This window comes from gamma proteobacterium symbiont of Scutellera amethystina, assembly GCF_059730845.1.
In genome coordinates this window covers 2362405-2388769 of the sequence record NZ_AP035935.1, presented here as the reverse complement: position 1 = coordinate 2388769, position 26365 = coordinate 2362405, and the positions used below count along the sequence as shown (strand labels likewise).

The window sequence follows — 26365 nt, the reverse complement described above, 5'->3', positions numbered from 1 at the left end:
TAATTCCTGCGCTTTCCCCTTGATCGTCATACTCTTTTGCAATTCCTCACGCATTTCTTCGCAATCTCTCCATGATTGCCCGATATCTGTCTTTTATGCTTGCAGGGCTTTACTCAGCCTCTGAGTAGTTGACGTTCAGCGTCGTATGCTTGTTTCCGAAGACGCGACACAGGCTGTCGTCATTAAACTGAAAAGTAAGGACAATATTATGCGTAAACTGACCTCCCTGTTTCTGGCTACCGCAATGGCTTTCGGCGCCGCCAATATCGTCCATGCTGCGGCTGACAACCTGACGCCGCCGCCAGCGGGCAGTGAAAAACCGATGCACAAGCCGATGCGCCACCACGGCATGGACATGATGTTCAAAGACCTCAACCTGACTGACGCGCAGAAAACCCAGATTCGCGACATCCTGCGTGACAGCCATAAAGACATGAAGCGTCCATCGCTGGAAGAGCGTCGTGCTAACCACAGCATCATCGCATCCGACACCTTTGACCGTGCCAAAGCAGAAGCGCAGGCAGACAAAATGAGCGCCAATGCGAAAGAGCATGCGCTGAAGATGCTGGAAACCCAGAACAAGATCTATAACGTGCTGACGCCAGACCAGAAGAAGCAGTACAACGCCAACTTTGAGAAACGTCTGACAGAAAAAGGCCCGCATGACGGTAAAATGCCGCCACCGCCGGCTGATGGCGAATAAGCCGTTTAGCTCACCGGTTTGAGACCGCCGACGTTGTCCATGGCACACTGTGCTTTGGGCAGCGTCGGCGGTTTTGCGTTACAGCTCAATCAGCGGATAAACGCCGGACAGCAGCGGCCGGCAGAGAATTTTGTAGCCGTCATGGTCGAAGCCGTGACGCGCACGCTGCAGCTGACGCGCTTCCTGCTCACTGCTGACCGATCCCAGCCAGAACCAGTGATCGATGACGTGAATCTGCGTCATCTCCGTCCCGCGCTCCACCATACCCACCGGGCCCTGCCACGGCCAGCATACCACGCGCAGCTGCTCCAGCCCTGCCAGCAGGCGCTGCTGATGCGCCGCCAGCGGTTCCGCCCCGCAGCAGGCACCGGCACAGCGTTTAAGCGCCGCGCGGAAACAGCCGCGCCCCGGTTGCAGGCGCTCTAATCCCAGCAGGCCGTGACACAGGCGCAGCTCATCGGCAAGGCTTTTTAGCTTCTCTAACGCGGCAAAGCGGCTGCGGAATAACCCGTACAGGTCAGGCGAAGAGGAGAAATCGAGATCGCGCGCGTACACCACCTGCGGTGCGCCGTCGCCCAGCTGCAGCGAGCACAGCTGGCGGTTTTTGCGCAGGCGCTTATTGAACAGCGGCTGCTGCGTTTTGATCATCTGCGCTTCGAGCAGCTGTGCGCCCACGTCCCCGGCGGTAGGGATCCAGCTGACGCGTCGCGCCTGGCGCAGCATGCTGGCTTCATCCGCCGTGCGAAAATGGGCCATCACCCGGCTGCGCAGGTTGATACTCTTGCCGATGTACAGCGGCAGGTTGTCGTTATCACCGTGGAAGGTGTAAACGCCCGGCTGATTAGGCAAGCCTTCCAGCCACTGACGCAGATGTTCGGGATATTGATAGATAGCCGCCGCATCAAATTCGAGGCGATGGCGGTTTGCTCGTCTGACCAAAGAACGCTCCGCTTACTGGTTGTGCATACAGTATATCAGCGTGCGCTTTTTCTCGCCAGCGGGGACGTGAAAAGGCAGGCTTCCCGCCGGGGGAGCGGGAAGCCGCAGGGGATTACTTCTTCCAGAAATCGTCGAACACGGTGATCGGCGGACGACGTTTATGCTCGGTTTTTGTATACCAGCCTTCAATGATTTTCGCCGCGTCGGCGTCGATGGTTTTGCCTTCGAGGAAATCATCAATCTGCTGATAGGTCACGCCCAGCGCCACTTCATCCTGCAGACCGGGACGATCGTCCTCCAGATCGGCGGTGGGGTGTTTGAGATAGAGGTGTTCCGGGCAGCCGAGCGCTTTCAGCAGCTGTTTGCCCTGGCCTTTGTTGAGTCTGAAAATCGGGTTGATGTCGCTGCCGCCGTCGCCGTACTTGGTAAAGAAGCCGGTCACTGCTTCTGCGGCGTGATCGGTGCCGACCACGACGCCTTTGGTCATGCCGGCAATGCTGTACTGGGCTTTCATGCGTTCGCGCGCTTTCTCGTTACCGCGCACAAAATCCGACAGGGCAATGCCCGCCTCCTGCAGCGCGCGCTCGCTGGCCAGTACCGCTTCTTTGATGTTAACCACCAGCGTGCGATCCGGCTGGATGAATGCCAGCGCATCCTGACAATCCTGCTCGTCAGCCTGCACGCCATACGGCAGGCGCACGGCGATAAAGCTGTAGTCGTGATCGCCGGTCTCTTCACGCAGTTCAGTGATAGCAGTCTGCGCCAGCTTGCCGGTCAGCGTTGAGTCCTGACCGCCGCTGATGCCGAGCACCAGGGTTTTGATAAACGGATGGGCTTTCAGATAGGACTTCAGAAAATCGACGCTGACGCGGATCTCCTGCTGCGGGTCGATAACCGGTTTAACACCCAGGGCCTGAATGATTTCCTGCTGCAGTGACATGAACCTCTCCTCAAGTCGGTAGCCTGACGGCACAATGCGAATCATGTGCTAAAGCTAACGCCTCCGCAGAAAAACAACAAGCCGAACGGCTTGTTGTCCGGTGTTTCTGTTGGCAATTCAGGCGCTTTTTGGTTTCTGCGCCAGCAGCATGAACATCACAATGGCCAGCATAAAGCAGCCAAAGATGGTGGCGGTCATGCTGATTACCGAGGTGCCGCCGAGGCCGGTGATCGGTACGCTGAGCGCGCCGAGCGAGAACATCGCAACGCCGATTACCGCCGAGGCACTGCCGGCGCGGTGGCCCTGGCTCTGCATCGCCAGCGATGACGCGGTGGTGGCGATCACACCGTTACTGGCGATGGTGAAGAACAGCGCCACCAGCACCAGCGGCAGCGGCGCGCCGCTCACGCCGGCCAGCAGCAGGCAGCTGGAGGCGACAAACGCCAGCGTCAGGCCGCCCTTCAGCACGCGATATTCGCCCCACAGCGGACAGAGCCGGGCGCTGGTCTGGGAAGCAATCACCAGGCCAATGCCGTTCGCCGCAAAGCACAAGCTGAACGCCTGCGGTGACAGGCCGTAAATCTGCTGCAGTACAAACGGCGAGGCGCCGATATAAGCAAACATGCCGGACATCATGAAGCCCTGCGTCAGGCAGAAGCCCATAAACGGCCGGTGGGTGATGACCTGGCCGAGCGCCGCCCAGGCGGAGAAGATCGATCCCTGGCTACGGCGTTCGGCCGGCAGGGTTTCGCGCAGCTTCCAGCGCGCCAGCAGAATCAGCAGCACGGCAATCGCGCCCAGCACTACAAAGATGCCGCGCCAGTTCAGCACCGTCATCAGCGCACCGCCCAGCACCGGCGCACCAATCGGCGCCAGGCCATTCACCAGCATCAGCAGGGCAAAAAAGCGCGTCAGCTCATGGCCGCTATACATATCGCGGGCAATGGCACGCGACAGCACCGCGCCGCCGGCACCGGCCAGCCCTTCAAACAGGCGTGCCACCAGCAGAGCGTGAATATCCTTCGCCAGCGCACAGCCAATTGAGGCGATGAACAGCAGCGCCAGCGACAGCAGCAGCGGACGAATACGGCCAAACTTATCGCTCATCGGACCAAACAGCAGCTGTCCGGCGCCCAGCCCCAGCAGACCGGCGGTCAGACTTAGCTGGGCAGTAGCGGTTTCGCTACCGAGGTCGCGCGCCAGTTCAGGCAGGGCAGGCAGATAGAGATCGATACAAAGCGGCCCGAGCGCGGCGAGCAGGCCGAGCGTGATGGCATAAACCAGCCGGTTAGGGTGTGCAGGTGTCATTGATCCTCTGTGTTATTTTTGGCTTTAAGATGTATCTTGCGCCGCGATTATACGGAGCCGGTCACGGCAACACAGCATCTTTACGTAATCCTGACGCTTCAGAACTGACCGAAAGCACCGCCATTGAGTTGATAAATCTGGAATTATGTTCCAGGCTTAGTGGGACATGGACAAAGTATGAGGAACAACAAGATGAATAAAGTGCTGGGATGTATCGCTGCCGCTATGACGCTGGCAGCCCTGTCTGGTTGTACAACTTACGATCGTGCGGAAAGCTACGTGACTAAGCCTGTGGTGAAGGATGTGAAAAAAGGCATGACGCGTGAACAGGTGCGCCAGATTGCCGGACCGGCGTCAACCGAGATCACCATGGTTCACGCACGGGGTACCTGCCAGACCTACGTGATTGGTGAGCGTGATGGCAAACAGCAGACTTACTTTGTGAGCTATAACGACACCGGCCGCGTCATGAACTACGGCTTCCAGAGCTGTAAGGATTACGATACCGATCCGCAAGCCGCGCAGTAACGGCAGCAGAATAACAAACGGCCCGTCTCAGACGGGCCGTTTTTCTTTGTGCGCTTACAGCCCATACGGCCGCGGCACCTCAATGTAGCTGCCGCTGATCTCGCGCTGATAGTAGTGACCATCCTGCACGTAATAGCGTTTGCCATTGTAATCCAGAACGCGCATGGCGCTGGCCGGTGGGCCATCCGGTGGCTGGACCACCACGTAGGTGTCGCCCTGCCGCTGGTAGTAGCTACCGTTCAGCAGGTAGTAGGTCAGTCCGCCAATCAGCACGGCAGTCGCGGCCTCCGGCAGAAAACGCAGCGGTCCGGGATGGCCCCAGCGGGGTCCCGGACCACCCCAGTGCGGGCCGGGTCCCGGACCCCAGCCATACGGATGAGCAAAACTTACGGTTGGCGCTATCAGGGTTAACGCCAGCATTGAGGCGATAACGTTTCTCATGGGGGTTCTCCTGCGGTAACTTCCCGCAGCATTCGCCTTTCAGCGCGCAAACTCAAGCAAAAAACCGTCGATTTTGCCTTCGTTTACCACGCTTAACGCTTTCCTGACGTTAGTGCCATGATTGCGGAAAAAAGTGCAGAAAACGGCAAAAAAAACGGCAGGCTTTGCGGCCTGCCGTTACGGGAAAACGGGTTAATTAGCGGTGCGCCAGTTCCGCGTGTTCGTCGCTCTCCAGCACTTTTTTGTCGGTCATACCCAGCCAGCGGCTGGTCAGTGAACCGGCGGTCATCGAGCCGTTAACGTTGAGCGCGGTACGGCCCATATCAATCAGCGGTTCGATGGAGATCAGCAATGCCACCAGCGTGACCGGCAGTCCCATCGCCGGCAGGACAATCAGCGCGGCAAAGGTCGCGCCGCCACCGACGCCCGCCACACCGGCTGAGCTCAGCGTGACAATACCGACCAGCGTGGCGATCCATACCGGGTCAAACGGGTTGATACCCACGGTAGGCGCTACCATCACCGCCAGCATGGTGGGATAGAGGCCGGCACAGCCGTTCTGGCCGATGGTCGCGCCAAATGAGGCCGAGAAGCTGGCGATGGATTCCGGTACGCCCAGACGACGCGTCTGTGTCTCCACGTTCAGCGGAATACTGGCGGCGCTGGAACGGCTGGTGAAGGCAAAGGTAATCACCGGCCAGACTTTACGGAAGAAGCGCAGCGGGTTGATACCGTTGATTGACAGCAGCAGCGCGTGAACGCCAAACATAATCGCGAGGCCGAGATACGAGGCCACAACAAAACCGCCCAGCTTGATGATGTCCTGCAGGTTGGAACCGGCAACCACTTTGGTCATCAGCGCCAGCACGCCGTACGGTGTCAGCTTCATGATCAGACGGACCAGCTTCATCACCCAGGATTGCAGGGTATCAATCGCCACCAGCACGCGCTCGCCTTTGGCTTTGTCATCTTTCAGCAACTGCAGCGCCGCCACGCCGAGGAAAGCAGCGAAAATCACTACGCTGATGATCGACGTTGGATTGGCACCGGCCAGATCGGCAAACGGGTTTTTCGGGATAAAGGAGAGCAGCAGCTGCGGCGTACTGAGATCCGCGACTTTACCAACGTAGTTGCTCTGGATGGCGCTCAGACGCGCGGTTTCCTGCGCGCCCTGTACCAGTCCTTCCGCGCTGAGGTGGAACAGGCCGGTCACCAGCACGCCCACCAGTGCGGAAATGGCGGTGGTAAACAGCAGCACGCCGATGGTCAGCACGCTGATTTTGCCCAGCGACGAGGCGTTATGCAGCCGCGCCACGGCACTGAGGATTGAGGCAAATACCAGTGGCATGACAATCATCTGCAGCAGCTGAACATAGCCGTTGCCGACGATGTTGAACCAGCCAATCGACTCTTTCACCACCGGGCTGTTTTCGCCATAAATGGCCTGCAGTGCCAGGCCAAAGATCACCCCCAGCACCAGGCCGGTCAGCACGCGCTTCGACAGGCTCCAGCTCTGGTTGCCGACGCGGTTTAACGCAATCAGCAGCGCGACAAATGCCACGATATTGATGATCAGAGGAATATTCATTGTTAACTCCTGAAGGTCGCCACGCGATCGCGCCGCGTAACCGAAAATAGCAGAGGGATCCTCTGTAACTGTCGCGGCATGGTACCAGTTGGTCCTGCGGGAACAATATATCTAAATCGTCTTGGTTATAACTAAATGGAATTTAAGGCGATTATTTAAGCAATCGCTGGCAGAAGGAAAAACACTTCAGCGCGTACTGCCGTTCACCAGCCGGGCAATGCCGTTCTGCAGATTATTGAACAGCTGCTCCGGCCAGCCGTTAGCGCCAAACGACGGCATGCCGGGCGGGAACCACAGCGCATAACCCACGAGTGCGAGGCACAGCGCGCGCTCCAGCTGGTTGCCTTGCTGGCTGTTGAGGATAGGCAGGCGAAAGCGCCAGCGGCACGGCCACAGCAGCGGCACGCCGGCGGGCGTCAGCATATCGGCGACAATGTGGCTCAGATAGCCGAGCGTCATGCCCTGCAGGACATCCGCTGGCAGGAACCAGTCGGCCGGCACGTTAATCTGAAACAACCAAAGGCTGACCGCCACCGCCAGCAGGCTATGGGTAAAGCCGCGATGGCCAAAAGCGCGGGCTATCGGCTGCGACAGCCACTTTAGCCGCTGGCCCAGCACCGATTTAGGGTGATCGATATCCGGCAGCAGGCAGGTCAGCAGCGCAGCCGGCACCAGATGCCACCAGTCGGCACTGGCCATCACGGGCGTCAGTTCGGCGCGTTTGGCAAAAATGGCACTGGCGATGGCAAAAATGATGTGGCCTTCGGCCGTCATGATGAAACCTGGCTGCAAAAACTGTCGATGCATCCAGTATAGGGATTTATCCAGTAAATGAGAACGGTGACGCTGTAACGAAGAGTGAATTTTTTTCGCTGCCCGCGCCTGAAAAAAGCGCGGGAAATGAACGGTCTGGCTTACTTTTTCGCTTATTGATAATGCGACACAGCAGACCGGTTATCGCGCGTGGACCACCGCTCAGTTAAACAGATGTTCCGCCTGCAGCTGTGCCAGGCTCTCCAGCTGTACATTAGCCAGCGCCCAGCGCGCGTCGTGGCGATGGTCGGCAGCGGGCACCACAATCGAGCGCATGCGCGCGGCTTTACTGGCGATCATGCCGTTGAACGAGTCTTCCAGCGCTACGCAGTTGAGCGGATCAATCCTGAGCTTTGCCGCAGCATCCAGATACACCTGCGGATGCGGTTTGCTGTAAGGCAGCGCTTCAGCCGAGGCGAGGGCGCTAAAGTAGTGACGCAGGTTGAACATCTCCAGCACGCGTTCCAGCATCGCCAGCGGAGACGCCGAGGCCAGCGCAATCGCCAGGCCCTGTTGCTGACACAGCTGCAGCGCCTGCTCTACGCCGGGCAACAACGGCCGCGTTTCTTCGACCAGCGCCAGCGCGCGGGCAATAATGCGCTGAGTGACTTCGGCCTGATCCGGTCCGTTCCACGGCAGCGCTTCGTACCACATGCGTACGGTTTGATCGATGCGCAGGCCAAGCGTATCCGGCAACTCGTGGCGGCGGCTAATATCCACATTCAGGCTGGCAAACACCTCCAGCTCGGCGCGATCCCATAGCGGTTCAGAATCAATCAGTAAGCCATCCATATCAAAAATAGCGGCCAGCACAGGGCGACGATAGGTCATACAACAGCTCCATTGACAGTTTGCCCTACCTTAACATGGGCGGCGACGAAAACCGACTTACGGCAGGTTACGCATTTTTCAGGAAAATTTGCTGTAGTGCAGGTAGACTTAGGGCAAAACTACTGTTTGTGAAGGGAAGACACCATGACGTATCAACAGGCTGGCCGCATCGCCATCCTCAAGCGAGTGGCTGGCTGGGTGATTTTTATTCCGGCGCTGTTATCCACCCTTATCTCCATCTTAGGCTTCATGTTTAAACACAGCGAAAAGCAGCCCGGCATTGACGCCGTGATGCTTGACTTCGTGCATGTGATGGTGGATATGATTAAGTTCAACACGCCGTTTCTCAATGTGTTCTGGAACAATTCGCCGGTGCCGGAATTCAACGGCGGGGCCAATATTGGCTTCTGGCTGATCTATATCCTGATATTCGTGGGCATCGCTTTGCAGGCCTCGGGCGCACGCATGTGGCGTCAGGCGCGCCATATCAAAGAAGGCATTGAAGACCAGATGATTCTGGAACAGGCGAAGGGTAGCGAAGGGCGCACGCGGGCGCAGCTGGAAGAGAAAATCCATGTGCCGCGCCACACCATTTTGCTGCAGATTTTTCCGCTGTACATTCTGCCGGTGATCATCGCCGTGGCCGGTTACTTCGTGTTGAAACTGCTCGGCATGCTGTAAGGCGTCAGGCCGGTCTGGCCTGACGCTGACCCAGCGCATCCTCATCCAGCAACTGGCCGATCGCGAACTGCGCTTCGCCGGCCCAGTTGCCGCCAAACACGTTGGCGCGGTTCAGCAGATAGTAGAGCTGATACACCGGCTGGCGCTGCGAGAAGCCTTCCGGCAGCGGCCAGACGGCGTGATACCCTTCGTAAATCTGCCGCGGCAGATCGGCATAATAGCTGAGCATCGCCAGGTCGCATTCGCGATCGCCCCAGTAGCAGGCGGGATCAAAGAGCCATGGACCGCTGGCGCTGCCGGCGCAGTTAGCCGGCCACAGATCGCCATGCAGTAACGACGGTTGCGGATGGTGATTAGCGAGGCTGCGCTGCACGCAATCCACAATCAATTCCATGTCGCCGTAGTGCACGCCTTTCTCCGCCGCCAGCTGCAGCTGCCAGCCGATGCGCTGTTCGGCGAAAAACACCGACCATTTGCGTAACCAGCTGTTGGGTTGCGGCGTGGTGGTAATGTTGTTGTCGAAGTCGAGACCAAACTGCGGTTGCTCGCTCCACTGGTGCAGATGGGCCAGCTGCTGGCCGAGCTGGAATGCGCTTTGGGCGTTGAGTGGCTGCGGGGGAATGTATTCCAGTAGCAGAAAGCTGGTGTCACGATCGTTACCGACGCCGTAGACCTTCGGCACGCGCACCGTGTGGGTACGCGCCAGCAGATCAAGCTGGTCGGCTTCCCAGCTGAACAGCGTCAGCATGTCGCGCGTGTTGCATTTGACGAACACCTCCAGCTCACCGTAGCGCAGGCGCCACGCCGGATGAATATCGCCACCGGGCAACTCATGACGTTCGGTGATTTCGGCATCGCCGGCGTACTCGCTTAACAGACGACTAATGGCTGACCACATCGGGTAATCCTCTTTATTCGCTGCGTAAGGTCGATTGTAACGCGCAAAACTTGCACAACTCCAGCGGCAATGCGCAAATTGCGGATTGCGTCAGGCTTGCGCTTTAAGAAACGCTTCCAGCGTGGTGACATCAGCGTCCGGCTGCTGATCGAGTGCCACTGCCGCCAGCCCGGCGGCGTGTTCCGCCAGCGCCTGCTCCTCCAGCGCACTCACAATGCCAAAGCTGTTGGTGCCCAGCTCGTGCGGATGGCCGTCCGCATCGTGTAACGTGGTGCTGTAACCACCGTTAACCATCGCGCTATTCAGCGCCTGCAGATCGCCAAGACCCCTTTCCTGATAACGGAAGGTGACAACGTAACGCTTGAGATCATGATCGCTCATCTTTTCACCTCATTGTTATCGAACAGATTTCAGCGTAGACCAGCGCCTGCGATAGAGCGAATTCTGCACAATCGCCCGGCGGCGCACAGCGTAAAGTCCTGTCAGGGTCGGCAGAAAATTCTTGTAGCATTTAAGCTGTTATTTGGTTATTTGCCGCCTATAATGCGCGCCGGAAATGGGAAGATTCCCAATCCACAAGCGGTGCCAGCGCAAAACCTGGCGATTCTGGTGCTTTCATACTTTTTTACAAAACTTACCGTAAATTGCATTGATTGCCCGGGAAAATTCTCCAGACTCATCTCTTTTTCAACTGTCGTACGGGTTACCTTTTAATGAAAGCCTTCAATAAGCTGTCCGCTGTTTTGTTGCTCTCCGCCGGAGCATTTTGTCACCAGGCCTTTGCAGATAACGCTGTCTTCACCTCAATGGATGACCCTTCTACGGCAAAAAAACCGTTTGAAGGCACCGCGTCAGCCGGTTACCTGGCACAGACCGGTAACACCACCAGCTCATCGCTGACCGCGTCAACCAGCATGACCTGGTATCAGACCTCAACGGCGTACAGCCTGTGGGGTAACGCCGCGAATACCTCATCCAACGATGAGCGCTCGTCGGAAACCTATAACATCGGTGGCCGTAGCCGTTACAACCTCAACAGCGCTGACTACCTGTTCGGTCAGGCGAGCTGGCTGAGCGACCGCCTGAACGGTTATGATTCACGCGATGTCCTGACCGCCGGTTATGGTCGTCAGATCCTCAACGGTCCGGTGCACTCGCTGCGTGCTGAATTCGGTCCGGGTGTACGTTACGATGACTTCCACGATGGCGGCCACGAAACCAAAGCACTGGGCTACGGCGCGCTGAGCTATCAGTGGCAGCTGACTGACACCACCAAATTCATCCAGGGTGTGTCGGTGCTGAGCAGCTTTGGTGAAGACACCACGCTGAACTCCGAAACCGCACTGCAGGTGGCGATCAACGACCACTTCGCACTGAAACTGGGCTACAACGTTACCTGGAATAACAATCCGCCAGCCTCTGCGCCAGACCGTACCGACACCAAAACCACGGTCCAGCTCTCTTACGCGATGTAAACCAGAGCGCATTGTTACACCGTCGCCCGGCCTGTGCCGCGCGGCGGTTTTTTTTGATCTCTCTTTGGCTTAGCGCATTTCTTCGCGGGTTTTGCTCACTGCGGAAAGCTGTTATCATCGTTGCCGCTTTACGCGCCTGGCGTCATTCCGACAGTGTGGGTCTGACATCGCGCCAGGTTAACCAAACAAAACTCAGTGTTGCATGTAGGCTTTCGTGTGGCTTACCACTGCAATTAAGGATATGAAATGCCAGTAATTACTCTTCCTGATGGCAGCCAGCGCGTATTTGACCGTCCGGTCAGCGTGATGGACATTGCGCTGGATATCGGTCCGGGTCTGGCGAAAGCCTGCATTGCCGGTCGCGTCAATGGCGAACTGGTGGATGCGGTTGATCCGATCACCAGCGATGCGCAGGTCGCTATCATCACCGCGAAAGATGAAGCCGGTCTGGAAATTATTCGTCACTCCTGTGCGCACCTGTTAGGGCATGCGATCAAACAGCTGTGGCCGAATACCAAAATGGCCATCGGTCCGGTTATCGATAACGGCTTCTATTATGATGTCGATCTCGACCATACGCTGACCCAGGAAGATCTTGAGCTGCTGGAAAAGCGCATGCACCAGCTGGCTGAGACCAATTACGACGTTGTGAAGAAGAAGGTGAGCTGGCAGGAAGCGCGTGACGTGTTTGCCGCGCGGGGCGAGAGCTACAAAACCACTATTCTCGACGAAAACATCAGCCATGACGATCGTCCTGGCCTGTATCACCATGAAGAATACATCGACATGTGCCGCGGTCCGCACGTGCCGAATATGCGTTTCTGCCATCATTTTAAACTGCAGAAAATCTCCGGAGCCTACTGGCGCGGCAACAGCGACAACAAAATGCTGCAGCGTATTTACGGTACGGCCTGGGCAGATAAGAAACAGCTGGCGGCGTATCTGCAGCGTCTGGAAGAGGCCGCGAAGCGCGATCACCGTAAAATCGGTAAGCAGCTCGATCTCTACCACATGCAGGAAGAAGCACCGGGCATGGTGTTCTGGCACAACGACGGCTGGACCATCTTCCGCGAGCTGGAAGTGTTTGTGCGCACCAAGCTGAAAGAGTACGACTACCAGGAAGTGAAAGGTCCGTTCATGATGGACCGCGTGCTGTGGGAAAAAACCGGGCACTGGGACAACTACAAAGAAGCGATGTTCACCACCTCTTCCGAGAACCGTGAATACTGCATCAAACCGATGAACTGTCCGGGTCACGTGCAGATCTTTAACCAGGGTCTGAAATCGTACCGCGACCTGCCGCTGCGTATGGCGGAGTTCGGTAGCTGTCACCGTAACGAACCGTCAGGTGCGCTGCACGGTCTGATGCGCGTGCGCGGCTTTACCCAGGATGATGCCCACATCTTCTGTACTGAAGATCAGGTGCGTGATGAAGTGAACAGCTGCATCCGCATGGTCTATGACATGTACAGCACCTTCGGTTTTGAAAAAATCGTGGTGAAACTGTCGACGCGCCCAGAGAAGCGCATTGGCAGCGATGAGATGTGGGATCGTGCCGAAGTGGACCTCGCCGAAGCGCTGAAAGAGAACAACATTCCGTTCGAATATCAGCCGGGTGAAGGCGCCTTCTACGGCCCGAAAATTGAGTTTACGCTGCACGATTGTCTCGACCGCGCCTGGCAGTGCGGCACCGTTCAGCTAGACTTCTCCCTGCCGAAACGTCTGGACGCCACCTACGTGGGCGAAACCAACGATCGTCAGACGCCAGTGATGATTCACCGTGCGATTCTGGGTTCGATGGAGCGCTTCATCGGGATTCTGACCGAAGAATTCGCTGGTTTCTTCCCGAGCTGGCTGGCGCCGGTACAGGCAGTGGTGATGAATATCACCGACGGCCAGGCAGAATATGTCAGTGAATTGACAAAGAAATTGCAGAATGCTGGCATTCGTGTCAAAGCAGACTTGAGAAACGAGAAGATAGGCTTTAAAATCCGCGAGCACACATTACGTCGCGTCCCTTACATGCTGGTCTGCGGTGAGAAAGAGGTGGAAGCAGGCAAGGTTGCCGTGCGCACCCGCCGTGGTAAAGACCTCGGGAGCATGGACGTAGATGTGTTTGTTGAGAAGCTGCAACAAGAGATTCGCAGCCGACATCTTCACCAATTAGAGGAATAAGGTTATTAAAGGCGGAAAACGAGTACAACCGACGCGTCCGAACCGTATCAACGGCGAAATCCGTGCCACCGAAGTGCGCTTAACTGGCGTAGACGGCGAGCAACTTGGCATTGTCTCACTGCGCGAAGCGATTGAGAAAGCAGAAGAAGCTGGCGTAGATTTAGTTGAAATTAGCCCGAACGCCGAACCGCCGGTTTGCCGCATTATGGATTACGGCAAGTTCCTTTATGAAAAGAGCAAATCTTCTAAGGAACAGAAGAAGAAGCAAAAAGTTATCCAGGTCAAGGAAATCAAATTCCGTCCTGGTACCGATGAAGGCGACTATCAGGTAAAACTCCGCAGCCTGATTCGTTTTCTGGAAGAGGGCGATAAAGCCAAAATCACGCTGCGTTTCCGTGGTCGTGAGATGGCGCACCAACAGATCGGTATGGAAGTGCTTAACCGCGTGAAAGAAGATCTGAATGAACTGGCAGTGGTCGAATCCTTCCCGACGAAGATCGAAGGCCGCCAGATGATTATGGTGCTCGCACCTAAGAAGAAACAGTAGGCTTTCAAGTAATAATGCCGCGTAGCGTTCGCGCTGCGCGGATTTTTATTCGCCTGTCTGGTTCATTTTATTAACAATGCGAAGTGGATATTTGTAAAAATGCCAAAGATTAAAACTGTACGTGGCGCCGCAAAGCGCTTCAAGAAGACCGCTTCTGGCGGCTTCAAGCGTAAGCACGCAAACCTGCGTCATATTCTGACTAAAAAGTCTACCAAGCGTAAACGTCACCTGCGTCCAAAAGGCATGGTGTCTAAAGGCGATCTGGGTCTGGTTGTTGCCTGCCTGCCGTACGCATAAGTTAACCCTTTTTTAATTCCCCGATAGATTTCGGGTTGCAGTCAGGCGGCAACGGAATGAATCCTGGAGCTTACATCAGTAAGTGACTGGGATGAATGAAGGCAGCCAACGCCACTGCGGCACGAGAGATGATGGGGAAATCACAGAATATGATATAGGAGAGCTCACATGGCTCGCGTAAAACGTGGTGTAATTGCTCGCGCACGTCACAAGAAAATCTTAAAACAAGCTAAAGGCTACTATGGTGCACGTTCACGTGTTTACCGCGTTGCCTTCCAGGCTGTTATCAAAGCTGGTCAGTATGCTTACCGCGACCGTCGTCAGCGTAAGCGTCAGTTCCGTCAGCTGTGGATCGCACGTATCAACGCTGCGGCGCGTCAGAACGGTATCTCTTACAGCCGTTTCATCAATGGCCTGAAAAAAGCGTCCATTGAAATCGACCGTAAAATCCTCGCTGACATCGCTGTATTCGACAAAGTGGCATTCACTGCACTGGTTGAAAAAGCAAAATCAGCTCTGGCGTAAGTCAGGTAAAAAAGGGAGCTTGCTCCCTTTTTTATTGCCTGCAACCCACGCAAATGATTGACATTTTAGCCGCAGGGCATTTCAATAGTGCGGTTTCTATCAAGACAAGGTAACGCAAGCATGCACGCTGCTATTTTCCGTTTCTTTTTTTACTTTAGCGCCTGATCGTCAGGGGCTTTTGCGCATAAGAAAAGAAACGAAAAATCGCGCTGAAAGCCTCCCTCGTGGAGGCTTTTTTGTTTCCGGCGACACTTAATCGGATCGCACGATCCCAACGAGAACTGACCAGCCCGGCTGGAAGAAGAGGAAATCATGTCCCAACTCGCAGACCTGGTGGCCCGTGCCACGGCCGCCATCGACGAGGCGTCGGATATCGCCGCCCTGGACGCCGTGCGCGTCGAATTTCTGGGTAAAAAAGGGCACCTGACGCTGCAAATGACCACCCTGCGTGAACTGCCTGCGGAAGAGCGCCCGGCGGCCGGTGCGGTCATCAACGACGCCAAACAGCAGGTACAGGACCGTCTCAACGCGCGTAAAGATAAGCTGGAAAGCGCGGCGCTGAATGCCCGCCTGGCGGCTGAGACTATCGACGTGTCGCTGCCGGGACGCCGTATCGAGAACGGCGGTCTGCATCCGGTGACCCGCACCATCGATCGTATCGAAACCTTTTTCGGCGAGTTGGGTTTCGCGGTGGCGACCGGTCCGGAAATTGAAGACGATTATCACAACTTTGATGCGCTGAATATTCCGGGGCATCACCCGGCGCGCGCCGATCACGACACCTTCTGGTTCGATGCCACGCGCCTGCTGCGCACCCAGACCTCCGGCGTGCAGATCCGCACCATGAAAAATCAGCAGCCGCCGATTCGGATCATCGCGCCGGGCCGCGTTTACCGTAACGATTACGATCAGACGCACACCCCGATGTTCCATCAGATGGAAGGTCTGATTGTCGATAAAGACATCAGCTTCACCAATCTGAAAGGCACGCTGCATGATTTCCTGAACAACTTCTTCGAAGAGAACCTGCAGATTCGCTTCCGCCCGTCCTATTTCCCGTTCACCGAACCGTCAGCGGAAGTGGACGTGATGGGTAAAAACGGCAAATGGCTGGAAGTGCTGGGCTGCGGCATGGTGCATCCGAACGTACTGCGCAACGTGGGCATCGATCCGGAAATCTACTCCGGCTTCGCCTTCGGGATGGGCATGGAGCGTCTGACCATGCTGCGCTACGGTGTGACCGATCTGCGCGCCTTCTTCGAAAACGATTTACGTTTCCTCAAACAATTTAAATAAGGGCAGGTTATCCAATGAAATTCAGTGAACTCTGGTTACGCGAATGGGTAAATCCAGCCCTGGACAGCGCCGCGCTGTCTGAGCAAATCACCATGGCCGGTCTGGAAGTCGACGGCGTCGACCCGGTGGCAGGCGCGTTTCATGGCGTCGTGGTGGGTGAAGTGGTGGAGTGCGGCCAGCACCCGAACGCCGACAAACTGCGCGTCACCAAAATCAACGTCGGTGGCGATCGCCTGCTGGATATCGTCTGCGGCGCGCCAAACTGCCGTCAGGGGCTGAAAGTGGCGGTGGCGACCGTTGGTGCGGTACTGCCGGGTGATTTCAAAATCAAAGCGGCAAAACTGCGCGGTGAGCCATCAGAAGGCATGCTGTGCTCGTTCTCCGAGCTGGGGATTTCTGACGATCACAACGGTATTATCGAGCTGCCAGCCGATGCGCCGGTGGGCACCGATATTCGCCAGTACCTGCAGCTGGATGACAACACCATCGAAATCAGCGTGACGCCGAACCGTGCCGACTGTCTGGGCATCATCGGTATCGCGCGTGACGTGGCGGTGATTAATGGCCTGCCGCTGCAGGCGCCGGTCATCGAGCCGGTTAAAGCCACCATTAGCGACACCTTCCCGATTCGCGTTGACGCCACCGATGCCTGCCCACGTTACCTGGGCCGCGTGGTAAAAGGCGTAAACGTGAAAGCTGAAACGCCGCTGTGGATGCGCGAAAAACTGCGCCGCTGCGGTATCCGTTCGATCGATCCGGTGGTGGATATCACTAACTACGTGCTGCTGGAGCTCGGTCAGCCGATGCACGCCTTCGATCTCGACCGCATTGACGGCGGTATCGTGGTGCGCATGGCGAAAGAGGGGGAAACCCTGACGCTGCTCGACGGCAGCGAAGCGACCCTCCACAGTGATACGCTGGTGATTGCGGATCACCACAAAGCGCTGGCGATGGGTGGCATCTTCGGCGGTGAGCACTCCGGCGTCAACGAAGCGACGCAGAATGTATTGTTTGAGTGCGCGTTCTTCGATCCGCTGGCGATCACCGGTCGTGCGCGTCGTCATGGTCTGCATACCGATGCTTCCCACCGCTACGAGCGCGGTGTCGATCCGGCGCTGCAGCATAAGGCGCTGGAGCGCGCCACTCAGCTGCTGCTGGCGATTTGCGGCGGCGAAGCCGGCCCGGTTATCGATCAGACCGATGCCAGCAAACTGCCGGCGCGCGCCACCATTACGCTGCGCCGTGAGAAGCTGGACCGCCTGATTGGCCACGTCATTGCGGATGAGCAGGTGACCGATATCCTGACCCGTCTCGGCTGTGACGTCACCGTCGGCAACGGCGAATGGCAAGCCGTCGCCCCGAGCTGGCGCTTCGATATGGCCATCGAAGAAGACCTGGTCGAAGAAGTGGCGCGCGTATACGGCTACAACAACATTCCGGATGTGCCGGTGAAAGCCAGCCTGCTGATGACTCAGCACCGTGAAGCCGATCTGTCGCTGAAGCGTGCCAAAAACCTGCTGGTGGATAAAGGCTATCAGGAAGCGATTACCTACAGCTTTGTCGATCCGAAAGTGCAGCAGCTGCTGCATCCGGGTGAAGAAGCGCTGATTCTGCCCAGCCCGATTTCCAGCGATATGTCGGCAATGCGCCTGTCGCTGTGGACCGGTCTGCTCGGCGCCGTGGTGTATAACCAGAACCGTCAGCAGAGCCGCGTGCGCCTGTTTGAGAGCGGTTTACGCTTTGTGCCTGATACGCAGGCCGATCTCGGCATCCGTCAGGATCTTATGCTAGCGGGCGTGCTGAGCGGTAACCGCTACGAAGAGCACTGGGATCTGGCGCGCCAGACGGTTGACTTCTATGATTTGAAAGGCGATTTAGAGTCGCTGCTGGATTTGACCGGTAAACCCGACGCGATTTCGTTCCGTGCAGAAGCCAATCCGGCGCTGCATCCGGGACAGAGTGCAGGCATTTATTTAGCCGGCGAACGAATCGGATTTATCGGGGTGGTTCATCCGGAGCTGGAACGTAAGCTGGATCTTAACGGCCGCACCTTAGTGTTTGAACTGCTTTGGAATAAGGTCGCAGACCGCGTCCTGCCTGACGCGCGCGAGATCTCACGCTTCCCGGCAAACCGCCGTGACATCGCTGTGGTAGTGGCTGAAAATGTGCCCGCAGCAGATATCATCGCGGAGTGTAAGAAAGTTGGCGTAAATCAGGTAGTTGGCGTAAACTTGTTTGACGTGTACCGTGGTAAGGGCGTAAACGAGGGTGAAAAGAGCCTCGCGATTAGCCTGATTTTGCAGGATACCAGCCGGACACTCGAAGAAGAGGAGATTGCTGCGACCGTTGCCAAATGCGTTGCAGCATTAAAAGAGCGATTCCAGGCAACCTTGAGGGATTGAACCTATGGCGCTTACAAAAGCTGAAATGTCAGAGTACCTGTTTGAAAAACTCGGGTTGAGCAAACGCGATGCCAAAGAGTTGGTAGAGCTTTTTTTCGAAGAAGTTCGCCGCGCGTTGGAAAACGGAGAACAGGTAAAACTGTCCGGATTTGGTAATTTTGATCTGCGTGACAAAAACCAGCGTCCGGGCCGTAACCCGAAGACGGGGGAAGATATTCCAATCACCGCCCGCCGCGTGGTGACATTCCGTCCGGGGCAGAAGTTGAAAAGTCGCGTGGAGAACGCGTCACCCAAGGATGCTGACTGATTTCAGTATGACAAAAAGGCCGCTCAGCGGCCTTTTTTATGCGCGCAATCCCGGCAGCACGCTGCAGGCGCGGCTTTCTTTTTAGCGTAATCTCTCTACAATCAAATCTCTGTTTTCTCAGCCAATCTTACTTATGACTCTGCTGGATCAGCTGGCCCAACAGGCCGACCGTCGCAGCCGGCGCTGGCTCGGCGCGCTTACTGCCGCAGTGCTGCTGCTGCTGGTGCTCAGTCTTTGCACGGGCGACAGCTGGATTTCTCCGCTGCAATGGTTTTCTGCCAGCGGCGATCTGTTCGTCTGGCAGCTGCGCCTGCCGCGCACCCTGGCGGTGCTGCTGGTGGGCGCGGCGCTGGCAGTCTGCGGTGTGGTGATGCAGGCGCTGTTCAACAATCCGCTGGCGGAGCCCGGGCTGCTGGGCGTATCGAACGGCGCCGGCATCGGCCTGGTACTGGCGGTGCTACTGGGTAACGGCGCACTGTGGAGCCTGGCACTGGCAGCGATGGCGGGCGCGCTGCTGATCACGCTGATCCTGCTGCATTTTGCCCATCGCCAGCTGTCGGCCAGCCGTCTGCTGCTGACCGGCGTGGCGCTCGGCATTATCTGTAGCGCCATCATGACGTGGGCGGTGTACTTTAGCACCAGCCTCGATCTGCGCCAGCTGATGTACTGGATGATGGGGGGATTTAGCGGCATCGACTGGCGCTACGGCTGGATGATGCTGGCGCTGCTGCCGGTGACGCTGGCGCTGCTGGCCAGCGCCCGGACGCTTAATCTGCTGGCGCTGGGGGAGGTGTCGGCGCGGCAGCTCGGCCTGCCACTGCTGCTGTGGCGCAATCTGCTGGTGCTGGCGATGGGCTGGCTGGTGGGCGTCAGCGTGGCGATGGCCGGTGCGATTGGATTTGTCGGACTGGTTATCCCCCATCTGCTGCGCCTCAGCGGCCTGAGCGATCATCGCTACCTGCTGCCGGCCGCGGCGCTGGCCGGTGCGGCGGTACTGCTGGCGGCGGACATTCTGGCACGGCTGGTGCTCACCTCGGCCGAGCTGCCAATTGGGGTGGTCACTGCCACGCTCGGCGCGCCACTGTTTATCATGTTATTAGTGAAGTCTTCGCGCTAGCTGCGGCTGGCACAGTGCAATCAACAACGGGAATCGACGATGAGCCTTTATCAGACAGAACTGGTTACGCTGGACGGTGAAAAAACCACGCTGGCACAGTATCAGGGCAAGGTGCTGCTGGTGGTTAACGTAGCATCAAAATGCGGCCTGACGCCGCAGTATGAACAGCTGGAGTCGCTGCAGAAGGCCTGGCAGGACAAAGATTTCAGCGTGCTGGGCTTCCCCTGCAATCAGTTTCTCGAGCAGGAACCGGGCAGCAATGAAGAGATCAAAACCTTCTGCAGCACCACTTACGGCGTAACCTTCCCGCTGTTCGACAAAACGGATGTTAACGGCGAGCAGCGTCATCCGCTGTACCGTCAGCTGGTCGCCGCGCAGCCGGAAGCCGAACGCCCGGCAGGCAGCGGTTTCCTTGAGCGCATGGAGAGCAAAGGCCGCGCGCCGAAAGCACCGGGTGATATCCTGTGGAATTTCGAAAAATTCCTTATCAATAAACAGGGTGAGGTGATCGCGCGCTTCTCGCCGGACATGACGCCGGACGATCCGATCATTCTGAAGCGCATTGAGCAGGCGCTGGCGGCGTAATGCTGCTGCAGTGCCACGACCTGCGCGTGCCCGGACGGCTGAGCGCGGGGGAGCTGACGCTCCGCCGCGGTGAGCGCGTGCACGTGGTCGGCCCTAACGGCGCCGGCAAGAGCACGCTGCTGACCGCGCTCGCTGGCCTGCTCGACGCCGAAGGGCAGCTGACGCTGGCCGGCCAGCCGCTGCGAAGCTGGTCGGGGGCCGCACTGGCGCAGCAGCGTGCCTGGCTCCCGCAGCAGCAGCCGGCACCTGCGGCGCTGCCGGTGTGGCACTATCTGCGGCTGCACAGCCCGCCGGGTGGCGACTACGCGCAGGCGACGCTCACTGACCTGCTGCAGCAGCTTGGCTTGCAGGATAAGCTGACGCGTCCGCTGGCGCAGCTCTCCGGCGGTGAGTGGCAGCGGGTGCGCCTGGCGGCGGTGGTGCTGCAGATCCATCCGGCAATTAATCCGCGCGGTGCGTTACTGATTCTGGATGAGCCGCTCACCGCGCTCGACATCGCACAGCAGCGCGCGGTGGATAAGCTGCTGTTGCAGCTCAGCGAGGCCGGCATCGGCATTGTGGCCAGCGGACACGATCTCAACCACAGTCTGCGCCATGCCGATCGCGTCTGGCTGATGCATCAGGGCCGCGTAGTCAGTCAGGGCAGGGCGCGCGAGGTGCTGACCGCCGAGCGACTGGAACCGCTTTATCAGGCCGAATTCGTGCAGCTGGAGACGCCACAGGGGCCGCTGCTTTATCTTCCCTGACTTGCGCGCCGCGCCGCTTTGTCGCTACAGTGTCAGCCGGACGACGTTTTTAAGGACTATTCTGATGCGGCTGACCCTGTTTCTCCTCGTGCTGCTGCTGGCGGGCTGTAGCCATCATGCGCCGCCGCCCAATGGCCGTCTGTCTGACTCCATCACCGTGATTGCGCAACTTAACGATCAGCTCAGCCGCTGGCGCGGTACGCCTTATCGCTATGGCGGGTTAAGCCGCGGTGGCGTGGATTGCTCTGGCTTTGTCTACCTGACCTTTCGTGACCGCTTTGACCTGCAGCTGCCGCGCTCAACGATTGATCAGACCGATATTGGCACGCGCATCGATAAAAGCGATCTGCTGCCCGGCGACCTGGTATTTTTCAAAACCGGCAGCGGCGAAAATGGCCTTCACGTCGGCATCTATGACACCGACAATACCTTCATTCACGCCTCTACCAGCCAGGGCGTGATCCGCTCCTCGCTGGATAATGTTTACTGGCGCAAAGTATTCTGGCAGGCACGTCGCATCTAATCCGCTTAACCCATTAGTGTTAAAAAAAGGCGTAATAAACAGATGGGTTTTGAACTGATTTATTTGTTTTTTTCCGCCAGATATAACTCTCATTTAAAATGGCACTTTACCGCAATCGGGTTTGCGACTAAAAATAGACGTCAGTGAATTTAATCAGTATGGACATTAACCTGGATCATTTGGCTTAAGTATTATTTGATGCAGAAAAGTCGGTAATTAGACAGAAAACGGCGTCTCTTCTAACGTTTGGTCCTATTGCCTGACCGTTTTCATTGATATACGATGCGCCAATTGCCACTGCATCTGGCTGTAAAAAATGAAAGTCCATTTATCTGCCGACTATCAGTCGGAAACCTGGTTTTATCCTGCCTATTCTCTGGCGGGCCAGCTGACTGCGGTTGAGCTGGTCACCCAGTTTGTTCACGACAGTGCGCCGATTACGCTGCCGCAGGACTTGCTGTTGCCGCAGCTTGACGATGCCCAGCAATTACGTTTGCTGCAGAGCCAGTTAGTGCTGCTGGAAAAGTACCGTGACTTTTTTGAGTTACATCAAATTATCGCGCTGGTTCGTATTGATGAATCTATGGCCACGACGCTATTGGCCAGTGAGTTTCTCTTAAGGAAATTTAAACAACTTCCCTTTATTGTTTTGGATATCAGTGAAACGTTTCCGCAATTATCGGCTGGTAAAAAGCAGCCGCTGTTAGCACGCCTGCAACAGGAATTTCGCTTATCGCTTTCTCAATTTGGGGCAGGAAAAGCCCCGGCTACGGCAGTATACGAAAATCTGTTTAGCGTGTTAAAAATGGACAAAGCGTTTATTCATGCGCTGGCGAAACGTGCCTCATTTACGCCATTTATTCAGACTGTTATCGATAATTTTTCCGCTTACGCCCCGCAAATAATTATTTGTGGCGTTGACGATAATGCCCTGCTGGAGAAAGTCAGTTCCCTGAGCGGCGCACAGCTGCAGGGCAGTCTGTTCCCGGTGGTTAAAGCGGAACGGTTAAGCGATCTCATCTATCCGCACGTCACGCTCACCACGCCTTCACAGCAGTAACCTTTCATCTGTCTTCTCCGTCACCCCGACGGTAGACTACGCTTTATCTTTAAACGCAATGCGGGTGGCGCACCGTTGCGCACCTTCCGGAGTGTCGATGCAATTTATTAATAGCTGGCAGCAGACGTTGCCGGGATTCTACACCGCGCTGGACCCGACGCCGCTTGCTGGCGGGCGGCTGTGTTATCACAATGCCCCGCTGGCGCAGGAGATGGGCCTGGATGCCGCGCTGTTTGCTGGCAAAGGCCACGGCGTGTGGTATGGCGCAGCGTTACTTCCTGGGATGTCGCCGCTGGCGCAGGTCTACAGCGGGCACCAGTTTGGCGTGTGGGCTGGCCAGCTGGGCGACGGACGCGGTCTGCTGCTTGGCGAGCAGCAACTGGCCGACGGCCGCAAACTTGACTGGCATCTGAAAGGCGCGGGCCTGACCCCCTATTCACGCATGGGCGATGGCCGCGCGGTGATCCGCTCCAGCGTGCGCGAGTTTCTCGCCTCGGAAGCGCTGCACCATCTAGGCATCCCGACCACGCGCGCGCTGGCGCTGGCCATTGGCAACGAACCGGTCCAGCGTGAAACCCGCGAGCGCGGCGCGATGCTGATGCGCATCGCCGACAGCCATCTGCGCTTTGGTCACTTCGAGCATTTCTATTACGGCGGCGAGCCGGAGAAAGTGCGCCAGCTGGCGGACTACGCGATTCATCATCACTGGCCGCAGCTGGAGCAGGAGGCCGATCGCTACCTGTTGTGGTTTACCGATATCGTCAAACGCACCGCCAGCCTGATTGCCCAGTGGCAGAGCGTCGGCTTCGCGCATGGCGTGATGAATACCGATAATATGTCGATCCTCGGCCTGACGCTCGATTACGGGCCTTACGGTTTCCTCGATGACTACGATGCGGATTTCATCTGTAATCACAGCGATTATCAGGGGCGCTACGCCTTCAGCAACCAGCCGATGATCGGCTTGTGGAATCTTAACCGCCTGGCGCATGCGCTGTCCGGTTTGCTGAGCACTGAACAGTTGAAACAAGCGCTCAGCCATTACGAGAGCGAGCTGATGCGGGTGTGGGGCGAGAAAATGCGCGCGAAACTCGGGCTGCTGACCGCCGATGCGGGGGATAACGCTATTCTCACTGACCTGCTGGCGCTGATGACCGCAGAGCACAGCGATTACACCCTGACGTTCCGTCTGCTGAGCGAGACGCAGCAGGCAGAGACGCGTTCACCGCTGCGCGATGAGTTTATCGACCGTGACGCCTTCGACCGCTGGTATCACGGCTATCGCCAGCGCCTGCTGCAGGATGGCGTCAGCGATGCGCAGCGTCAGGCAGTCATGAAAGCGGCTAACCCGGCGCTGGTGTTGCGCAACTATCTGGCCCAGCAGGTGATCGATGAGGTTGAGCAGGGGGAAACGGCGGCGCTGGCCAGATTACATCTGGCGCTGCAGCAGCCGTTTAACGAGGCGGCTATCAGCCCGGAACTGCGCCAGCGGCCGCCGGAGTGGGGAAAAACGCTGGAGGTAAGCTGCTCCAGCTAGCAGGCATCAGAAGCGGCTGTCCACGGCAGCCGCCAGCAGCGCCAGCACCTCCGCGCTGTCATCCCAGCCGAGGCACGGATCGGTAATCGACTGGCCGTAGGTCAGCGGCTGGCCGCTCACCACTTTCTGATTCCCCTCCTGCAGGAAACTCTCAATCATCACTCCCGCCACTGCCCGCGAACCGGCACGGATCTGCGCCGCCACGTCCTGCGCCACATCGCGCTGGCGGCGATGCTGCTTCAGGCAGTTGCCGTGGCTGAAGTCGATCACCAGCTGTTCCGGCAGGTTGAAGTCGCGCAGGTTGGCGGCCGCAGCGGCGACATCTTCAGCGTGGTAGTTTGGCTGACGCCCGCCGCGCAGGATCACGTGACCGTGCGGATTGCCGCTGGTCTGATAAATCGTCATCTGCCCGGTTTTGTCAGGTGACAGGAACATATGGCTGACGCGCGCGGCGCGAATCGCATCAACCGCGATCTGCACGTTGCCGTCGGTGCCATTCTTGAAGCCCACCGGGCAGGAGAGCGCCGAGGCCATTTCACGGTGAATCTGGCTCTCGGTGGTGCGCGCGCCAATCGCGCCCCAGCTGATCAGGTCGGCAATAAACTGGCCGATCACCATATCGAGAAATTCCGTGGCGGTTGGCATGCCGATGGCGTTGATATCCAGCAGCAGCTGGCGCGCGATAGCGATGCCGCGGTTGACGTCGAAGCTGCCATCGAGATCCGGATCGGAAATCAGACCTTTCCAGCCGACTACGGTGCGCGGCTTCTCAAAGTAGGCACGCATCACAATTTCCAGCCGGTCCTTGTGCTGTTCACGCAGCAGATTGAGACGCTCTGCGTACTCCAGCGCGGCCTTTGGGTCGTGCAGCGAGCAGGGGCCGATAATCACCAGCAGGCGTGGATCTTCACCGGTCAGGATGCGCGCGATGCGCTGACGCGCGGCGGTAACGTTAGCGGCAATCGCCGCCGAAATGGGGTGTTGTTGCGCCAGCGCGGCCGGCGTCAGCAGCGTGCCGATGCGCGCGGTGCGCAGTTCATCAGTTTTGTTCATTGGGATTCTCAAAAATCTGTTCTTCGCAGCGGTGAAATACCGGGAAGTGATGATGATCACAATAAACCATTAGCCCGTGAATTCAACCAGCTAAATCAAAAGGCTATTCATTACTGACGGCAGCCAGGCTTTACAACCTGGCAGGTGAGGTCAGTACATGCTGCGGCGCAGGCCCATGATGTCGAGGATTTTGGTGGCGATCTCTTCGACAGAGTAATTGGTGCTGTTGAGATAGCGAATCTGATGGGTGCGGAACAGCGCCTCCACTTCACCGACCTCCAGCCGGCACTGACGCATCGACGCATAACGGGTATTTTCAGCGCGCTCCTGACGAATCGCCGCCAGCCGTTCCGGATCGATGGTCAGGCCAAACAGCTTGTGCTGATGGGCGCGCAGCGCAGGCGGCAGCTTTAGGTTATCCATGTCATCAGCGATGAACGGATAGTTAGCCGCGCGTACACCAAACTGCATCGCCAGATACAGGCTGGTCGGCGTTTTGCCGCAGCGCGATACCCCCAGCAAAATTACCTGCGCATCTTCCAGCCCGCGCAGCGAAATACCGTCATCGTGCGCCAGGGTGTAATCAATCGCGGCGATGCGGGCATCGTACTTGCCTAAGTTACTGGCGGTCAGGCCGTGGGTGCGGTGCGCCACCGGCATCGAGGCCACGCCCAGTTCACTCTGCAGCGGTGCCACCAGCGCCTGCACGATGTCCTGGCAGAAACCTTCGCTCTCCAGAATGATGTCGCGCACCTCCGGTGTGACAATCGAGAAAAACACCAACGGGCGCACGCCGCTCTGCTGGTAGAGCGCATTGATCTGGGCTTTCACCGCCTGGGCGCGCTGCACATTCTCCACGAACGGCAGCGTCACGCTGTTGGTATTCACCGGAAACTGTGACAGCACCGCGTGGCCCAGCACTTCCGCGGTGATGGCGGTGCCGTCAGAGATATAGAATACGCTGCGTTCAGTGCTCATGGTTGACCTCATGCTTTTGTTTACTTTTGCGTAACATTATCGCCTAAAATATTTCATTTTCACTAAGGGTAA

At 57.4% G+C, this 26365-nt stretch carries 29 protein-coding genes and 1 other annotated feature; of the genes, 18 read left to right on the top strand and 11 right to left on the bottom strand.

The window, feature by feature from the left end:
- The first annotated feature begins 208 nt into the window (after window positions 1-208).
- Window positions 209-703, top strand: coding sequence for an ATP-independent periplasmic protein-refolding chaperone Spy (spy, locus tag AC6I79_RS11095; RefSeq protein ID WP_021506263.1), 495 nt, complete (start codon window positions 209-211; stop codon window positions 701-703).
- Between the two features lie 78 nt (window positions 704-781).
- Here the strand turns inward: spy and cho are convergent, their stop codons facing one another.
- The 3 genes from cho to AC6I79_RS11080 all read right to left on the bottom strand — a co-directional run bounded on the left by cho (window position 782) and on the right by AC6I79_RS11080 (window position 3890).
- Window positions 782-1642 carry an excinuclease Cho gene (gene cho / locus AC6I79_RS11090; protein ID WP_058757668.1) on the bottom strand — a complete coding sequence of 287 codons (861 nt, stop codon included), beginning with the start codon at window positions 1640-1642 and terminating at the stop codon, window positions 782-784.
- Window positions 1643-1754: 112 nt separating this feature from the next.
- The gene (gene nadE, locus AC6I79_RS11085) at window positions 1755-2582 is read right to left on the bottom strand and encodes an NAD(+) synthase (protein ID WP_021506261.1); all 828 of its coding nucleotides are present in this window, start codon (window positions 2580-2582) and stop codon (window positions 1755-1757) included.
- 117 nt (window positions 2583-2699) lie between these two features.
- Window positions 2700-3890: a multidrug effflux MFS transporter gene (locus AC6I79_RS11080; RefSeq protein ID WP_058785642.1), complete on the bottom strand. Its 1191-nt coding sequence runs from the start codon at window positions 3888-3890 to the stop codon at window positions 2700-2702.
- A gap of 192 nt (window positions 3891-4082) precedes the next feature.
- Between AC6I79_RS11080 and osmE the strand changes: the two genes are divergently transcribed.
- The gene (osmE, locus tag AC6I79_RS11075) at window positions 4083-4418 is read left to right on the top strand and encodes an osmotically-inducible lipoprotein OsmE (RefSeq protein WP_021506259.1); all 336 of its coding nucleotides are present in this window, start codon (window positions 4083-4085) and stop codon (window positions 4416-4418) included.
- Between the two features lie 54 nt (window positions 4419-4472).
- Here the strand turns inward: osmE and AC6I79_RS11070 are convergent, their stop codons facing one another.
- From AC6I79_RS11070 to hxpB, 4 genes are all read right to left on the bottom strand, one after another.
- A complete protein-coding gene (locus AC6I79_RS11070) occupies window positions 4473-4859 on the bottom strand; it encodes a DUF6515 family protein (protein ID WP_031279187.1) in 387 nt (128 codons plus the stop codon).
- Between the two features lie 196 nt (window positions 4860-5055).
- Window positions 5056-6447 (bottom strand): L-cystine transporter, encoded by a 1392-nt coding sequence (locus tag AC6I79_RS11065; protein WP_021506257.1) that lies wholly within the window; start codon window positions 6445-6447, stop codon window positions 5056-5058.
- Window positions 6448-6633: 186 nt separating this feature from the next.
- A complete protein-coding gene (locus tag AC6I79_RS11060; protein WP_498027290.1) occupies window positions 6634-7221 on the bottom strand; it encodes a metal-dependent hydrolase in 588 nt (195 codons plus the stop codon).
- A 201-nt stretch (window positions 7222-7422) separates the two neighbouring features.
- Window positions 7423-8091: a hexitol phosphatase HxpB gene (gene hxpB, locus AC6I79_RS11055; RefSeq protein ID WP_498027289.1), complete on the bottom strand. Its 669-nt coding sequence runs from the start codon at window positions 8089-8091 to the stop codon at window positions 7423-7425.
- Window positions 8092-8235: 144 nt separating this feature from the next.
- Between hxpB and AC6I79_RS11050 the strand changes: the two genes are divergently transcribed.
- On the top strand, window positions 8236-8772 hold the full coding sequence (locus tag AC6I79_RS11050) for a YniB family protein (protein ID WP_021506254.1): 537 nt from the start codon (window positions 8236-8238) through the stop codon (window positions 8770-8772).
- 4 nt (window positions 8773-8776) lie between these two features.
- Here the strand turns inward: AC6I79_RS11050 and AC6I79_RS11045 are convergent, their stop codons facing one another.
- Both AC6I79_RS11045 and ghoS read right to left on the bottom strand, forming a co-directional pair.
- A complete protein-coding gene (locus tag AC6I79_RS11045; RefSeq protein WP_498027288.1) occupies window positions 8777-9670 on the bottom strand; it encodes a fructosamine kinase family protein in 894 nt (297 codons plus the stop codon).
- Between the two features lie 90 nt (window positions 9671-9760).
- Window positions 9761-10051: a type V toxin-antitoxin system endoribonuclease antitoxin GhoS gene (gene ghoS, locus AC6I79_RS11040; protein ID WP_058757672.1), complete on the bottom strand. Its 291-nt coding sequence runs from the start codon at window positions 10049-10051 to the stop codon at window positions 9761-9763.
- A 332-nt stretch (window positions 10052-10383) separates the two neighbouring features.
- Here ghoS and AC6I79_RS11035 point away from each other — a divergent pair, with 332 nt between their 5' ends.
- The 15 genes from AC6I79_RS11035 to AC6I79_RS10965 all read left to right on the top strand — a co-directional run bounded on the left by AC6I79_RS11035 (window position 10384) and on the right by AC6I79_RS10965 (window position 24262).
- Window positions 10384-11145, top strand: coding sequence for a DUF481 domain-containing protein (locus AC6I79_RS11035; RefSeq protein ID WP_260641362.1), 762 nt, complete (start codon window positions 10384-10386; stop codon window positions 11143-11145).
- A 246-nt stretch (window positions 11146-11391) separates the two neighbouring features.
- Window positions 11392-13320, top strand: coding sequence for a threonine--tRNA ligase (gene thrS, locus AC6I79_RS11030; RefSeq protein ID WP_021506250.1), 1929 nt, complete (start codon window positions 11392-11394; stop codon window positions 13318-13320).
- A gap of 4 nt (window positions 13321-13324) precedes the next feature.
- Window positions 13325-13867: a translation initiation factor IF-3 gene (gene infC / locus AC6I79_RS11025; protein ID WP_058757673.1), complete on the top strand. Its 543-nt coding sequence runs from the start codon at window positions 13325-13327 to the stop codon at window positions 13865-13867.
- A gap of 99 nt (window positions 13868-13966) precedes the next feature.
- A complete protein-coding gene (rpmI, locus tag AC6I79_RS11020; RefSeq protein ID WP_006118955.1) occupies window positions 13967-14164 on the top strand; it encodes a 50S ribosomal protein L35 in 198 nt (65 codons plus the stop codon).
- A gap of 168 nt (window positions 14165-14332) precedes the next feature.
- On the top strand, window positions 14333-14689 hold the full coding sequence (gene rplT, locus AC6I79_RS11015; protein WP_010616241.1) for a 50S ribosomal protein L20: 357 nt from the start codon (window positions 14333-14335) through the stop codon (window positions 14687-14689).
- 115 nt (window positions 14690-14804) lie between these two features.
- Window positions 14805-14930 (top strand) — a sequence feature (Phe leader region).
- Window positions 14810-14854: a pheST operon leader peptide PheM gene (pheM, locus tag AC6I79_RS11010; RefSeq protein ID WP_121626058.1), complete on the top strand. Its 45-nt coding sequence runs from the start codon at window positions 14810-14812 to the stop codon at window positions 14852-14854. It overlaps the preceding feature by 45 nt.
- A gap of 71 nt (window positions 14931-15001) precedes the next feature.
- On the top strand, window positions 15002-15985 hold the full coding sequence (gene pheS / locus AC6I79_RS11005) for a phenylalanine--tRNA ligase subunit alpha (protein ID WP_498027287.1): 984 nt from the start codon (window positions 15002-15004) through the stop codon (window positions 15983-15985).
- A gap of 14 nt (window positions 15986-15999) precedes the next feature.
- Window positions 16000-18387, top strand: a complete 2388-nt coding sequence (pheT, locus tag AC6I79_RS11000) for a phenylalanine--tRNA ligase subunit beta (RefSeq protein ID WP_159378235.1) — start codon at window positions 16000-16002, stop codon at window positions 18385-18387.
- 4 nt (window positions 18388-18391) lie between these two features.
- The gene (gene ihfA / locus AC6I79_RS10995) at window positions 18392-18694 is read left to right on the top strand and encodes an integration host factor subunit alpha (protein ID WP_021506246.1); all 303 of its coding nucleotides are present in this window, start codon (window positions 18392-18394) and stop codon (window positions 18692-18694) included.
- A 133-nt stretch (window positions 18695-18827) separates the two neighbouring features.
- Window positions 18828-19811 carry a vitamin B12 ABC transporter permease BtuC gene (gene btuC / locus AC6I79_RS10990; protein ID WP_021506244.1) on the top strand — a complete coding sequence of 328 codons (984 nt, stop codon included), beginning with the start codon at window positions 18828-18830 and terminating at the stop codon, window positions 19809-19811.
- A gap of 39 nt (window positions 19812-19850) precedes the next feature.
- Window positions 19851-20396 (top strand): glutathione peroxidase, encoded by a 546-nt coding sequence (locus AC6I79_RS10985; RefSeq protein WP_021506243.1) that lies wholly within the window; start codon window positions 19851-19853, stop codon window positions 20394-20396.
- A 2-nt stretch (window positions 20397-20398) separates the two neighbouring features.
- A complete protein-coding gene (gene btuD / locus AC6I79_RS10980; RefSeq protein ID WP_413230769.1) occupies window positions 20399-21142 on the top strand; it encodes a vitamin B12 ABC transporter ATP-binding protein BtuD in 744 nt (247 codons plus the stop codon).
- 64 nt (window positions 21143-21206) lie between these two features.
- The gene (locus tag AC6I79_RS10975) at window positions 21207-21665 is read left to right on the top strand and encodes an NlpC/P60 family protein (protein ID WP_021506241.1); all 459 of its coding nucleotides are present in this window, start codon (window positions 21207-21209) and stop codon (window positions 21663-21665) included.
- A 316-nt stretch (window positions 21666-21981) separates the two neighbouring features.
- On the top strand, window positions 21982-22725 hold the full coding sequence (locus tag AC6I79_RS10970; protein WP_021506240.1) for an EAL domain-containing protein: 744 nt from the start codon (window positions 21982-21984) through the stop codon (window positions 22723-22725).
- Window positions 22726-22822: 97 nt separating this feature from the next.
- A complete protein-coding gene (locus AC6I79_RS10965; RefSeq protein ID WP_125309700.1) occupies window positions 22823-24262 on the top strand; it encodes a protein adenylyltransferase SelO in 1440 nt (479 codons plus the stop codon).
- Between the two features lie 6 nt (window positions 24263-24268).
- On the opposite strand, the gene AC6I79_RS10960 is transcribed toward AC6I79_RS10965, so the two are convergent.
- Window positions 24269-25315, bottom strand: coding sequence for a 3-deoxy-7-phosphoheptulonate synthase (locus AC6I79_RS10960; protein ID WP_021506238.1), 1047 nt, complete (start codon window positions 25313-25315; stop codon window positions 24269-24271).
- Window positions 25316-25465: 150 nt separating this feature from the next.
- Complete coding sequence (gene ppsR, locus AC6I79_RS10955; RefSeq protein ID WP_021506237.1) at window positions 25466-26293, bottom strand: posphoenolpyruvate synthetase regulatory kinase/phosphorylase PpsR; 828 nt, start codon at window positions 26291-26293, stop codon at window positions 25466-25468.
- Window positions 26294-26365 lie beyond the last annotated feature (72 nt).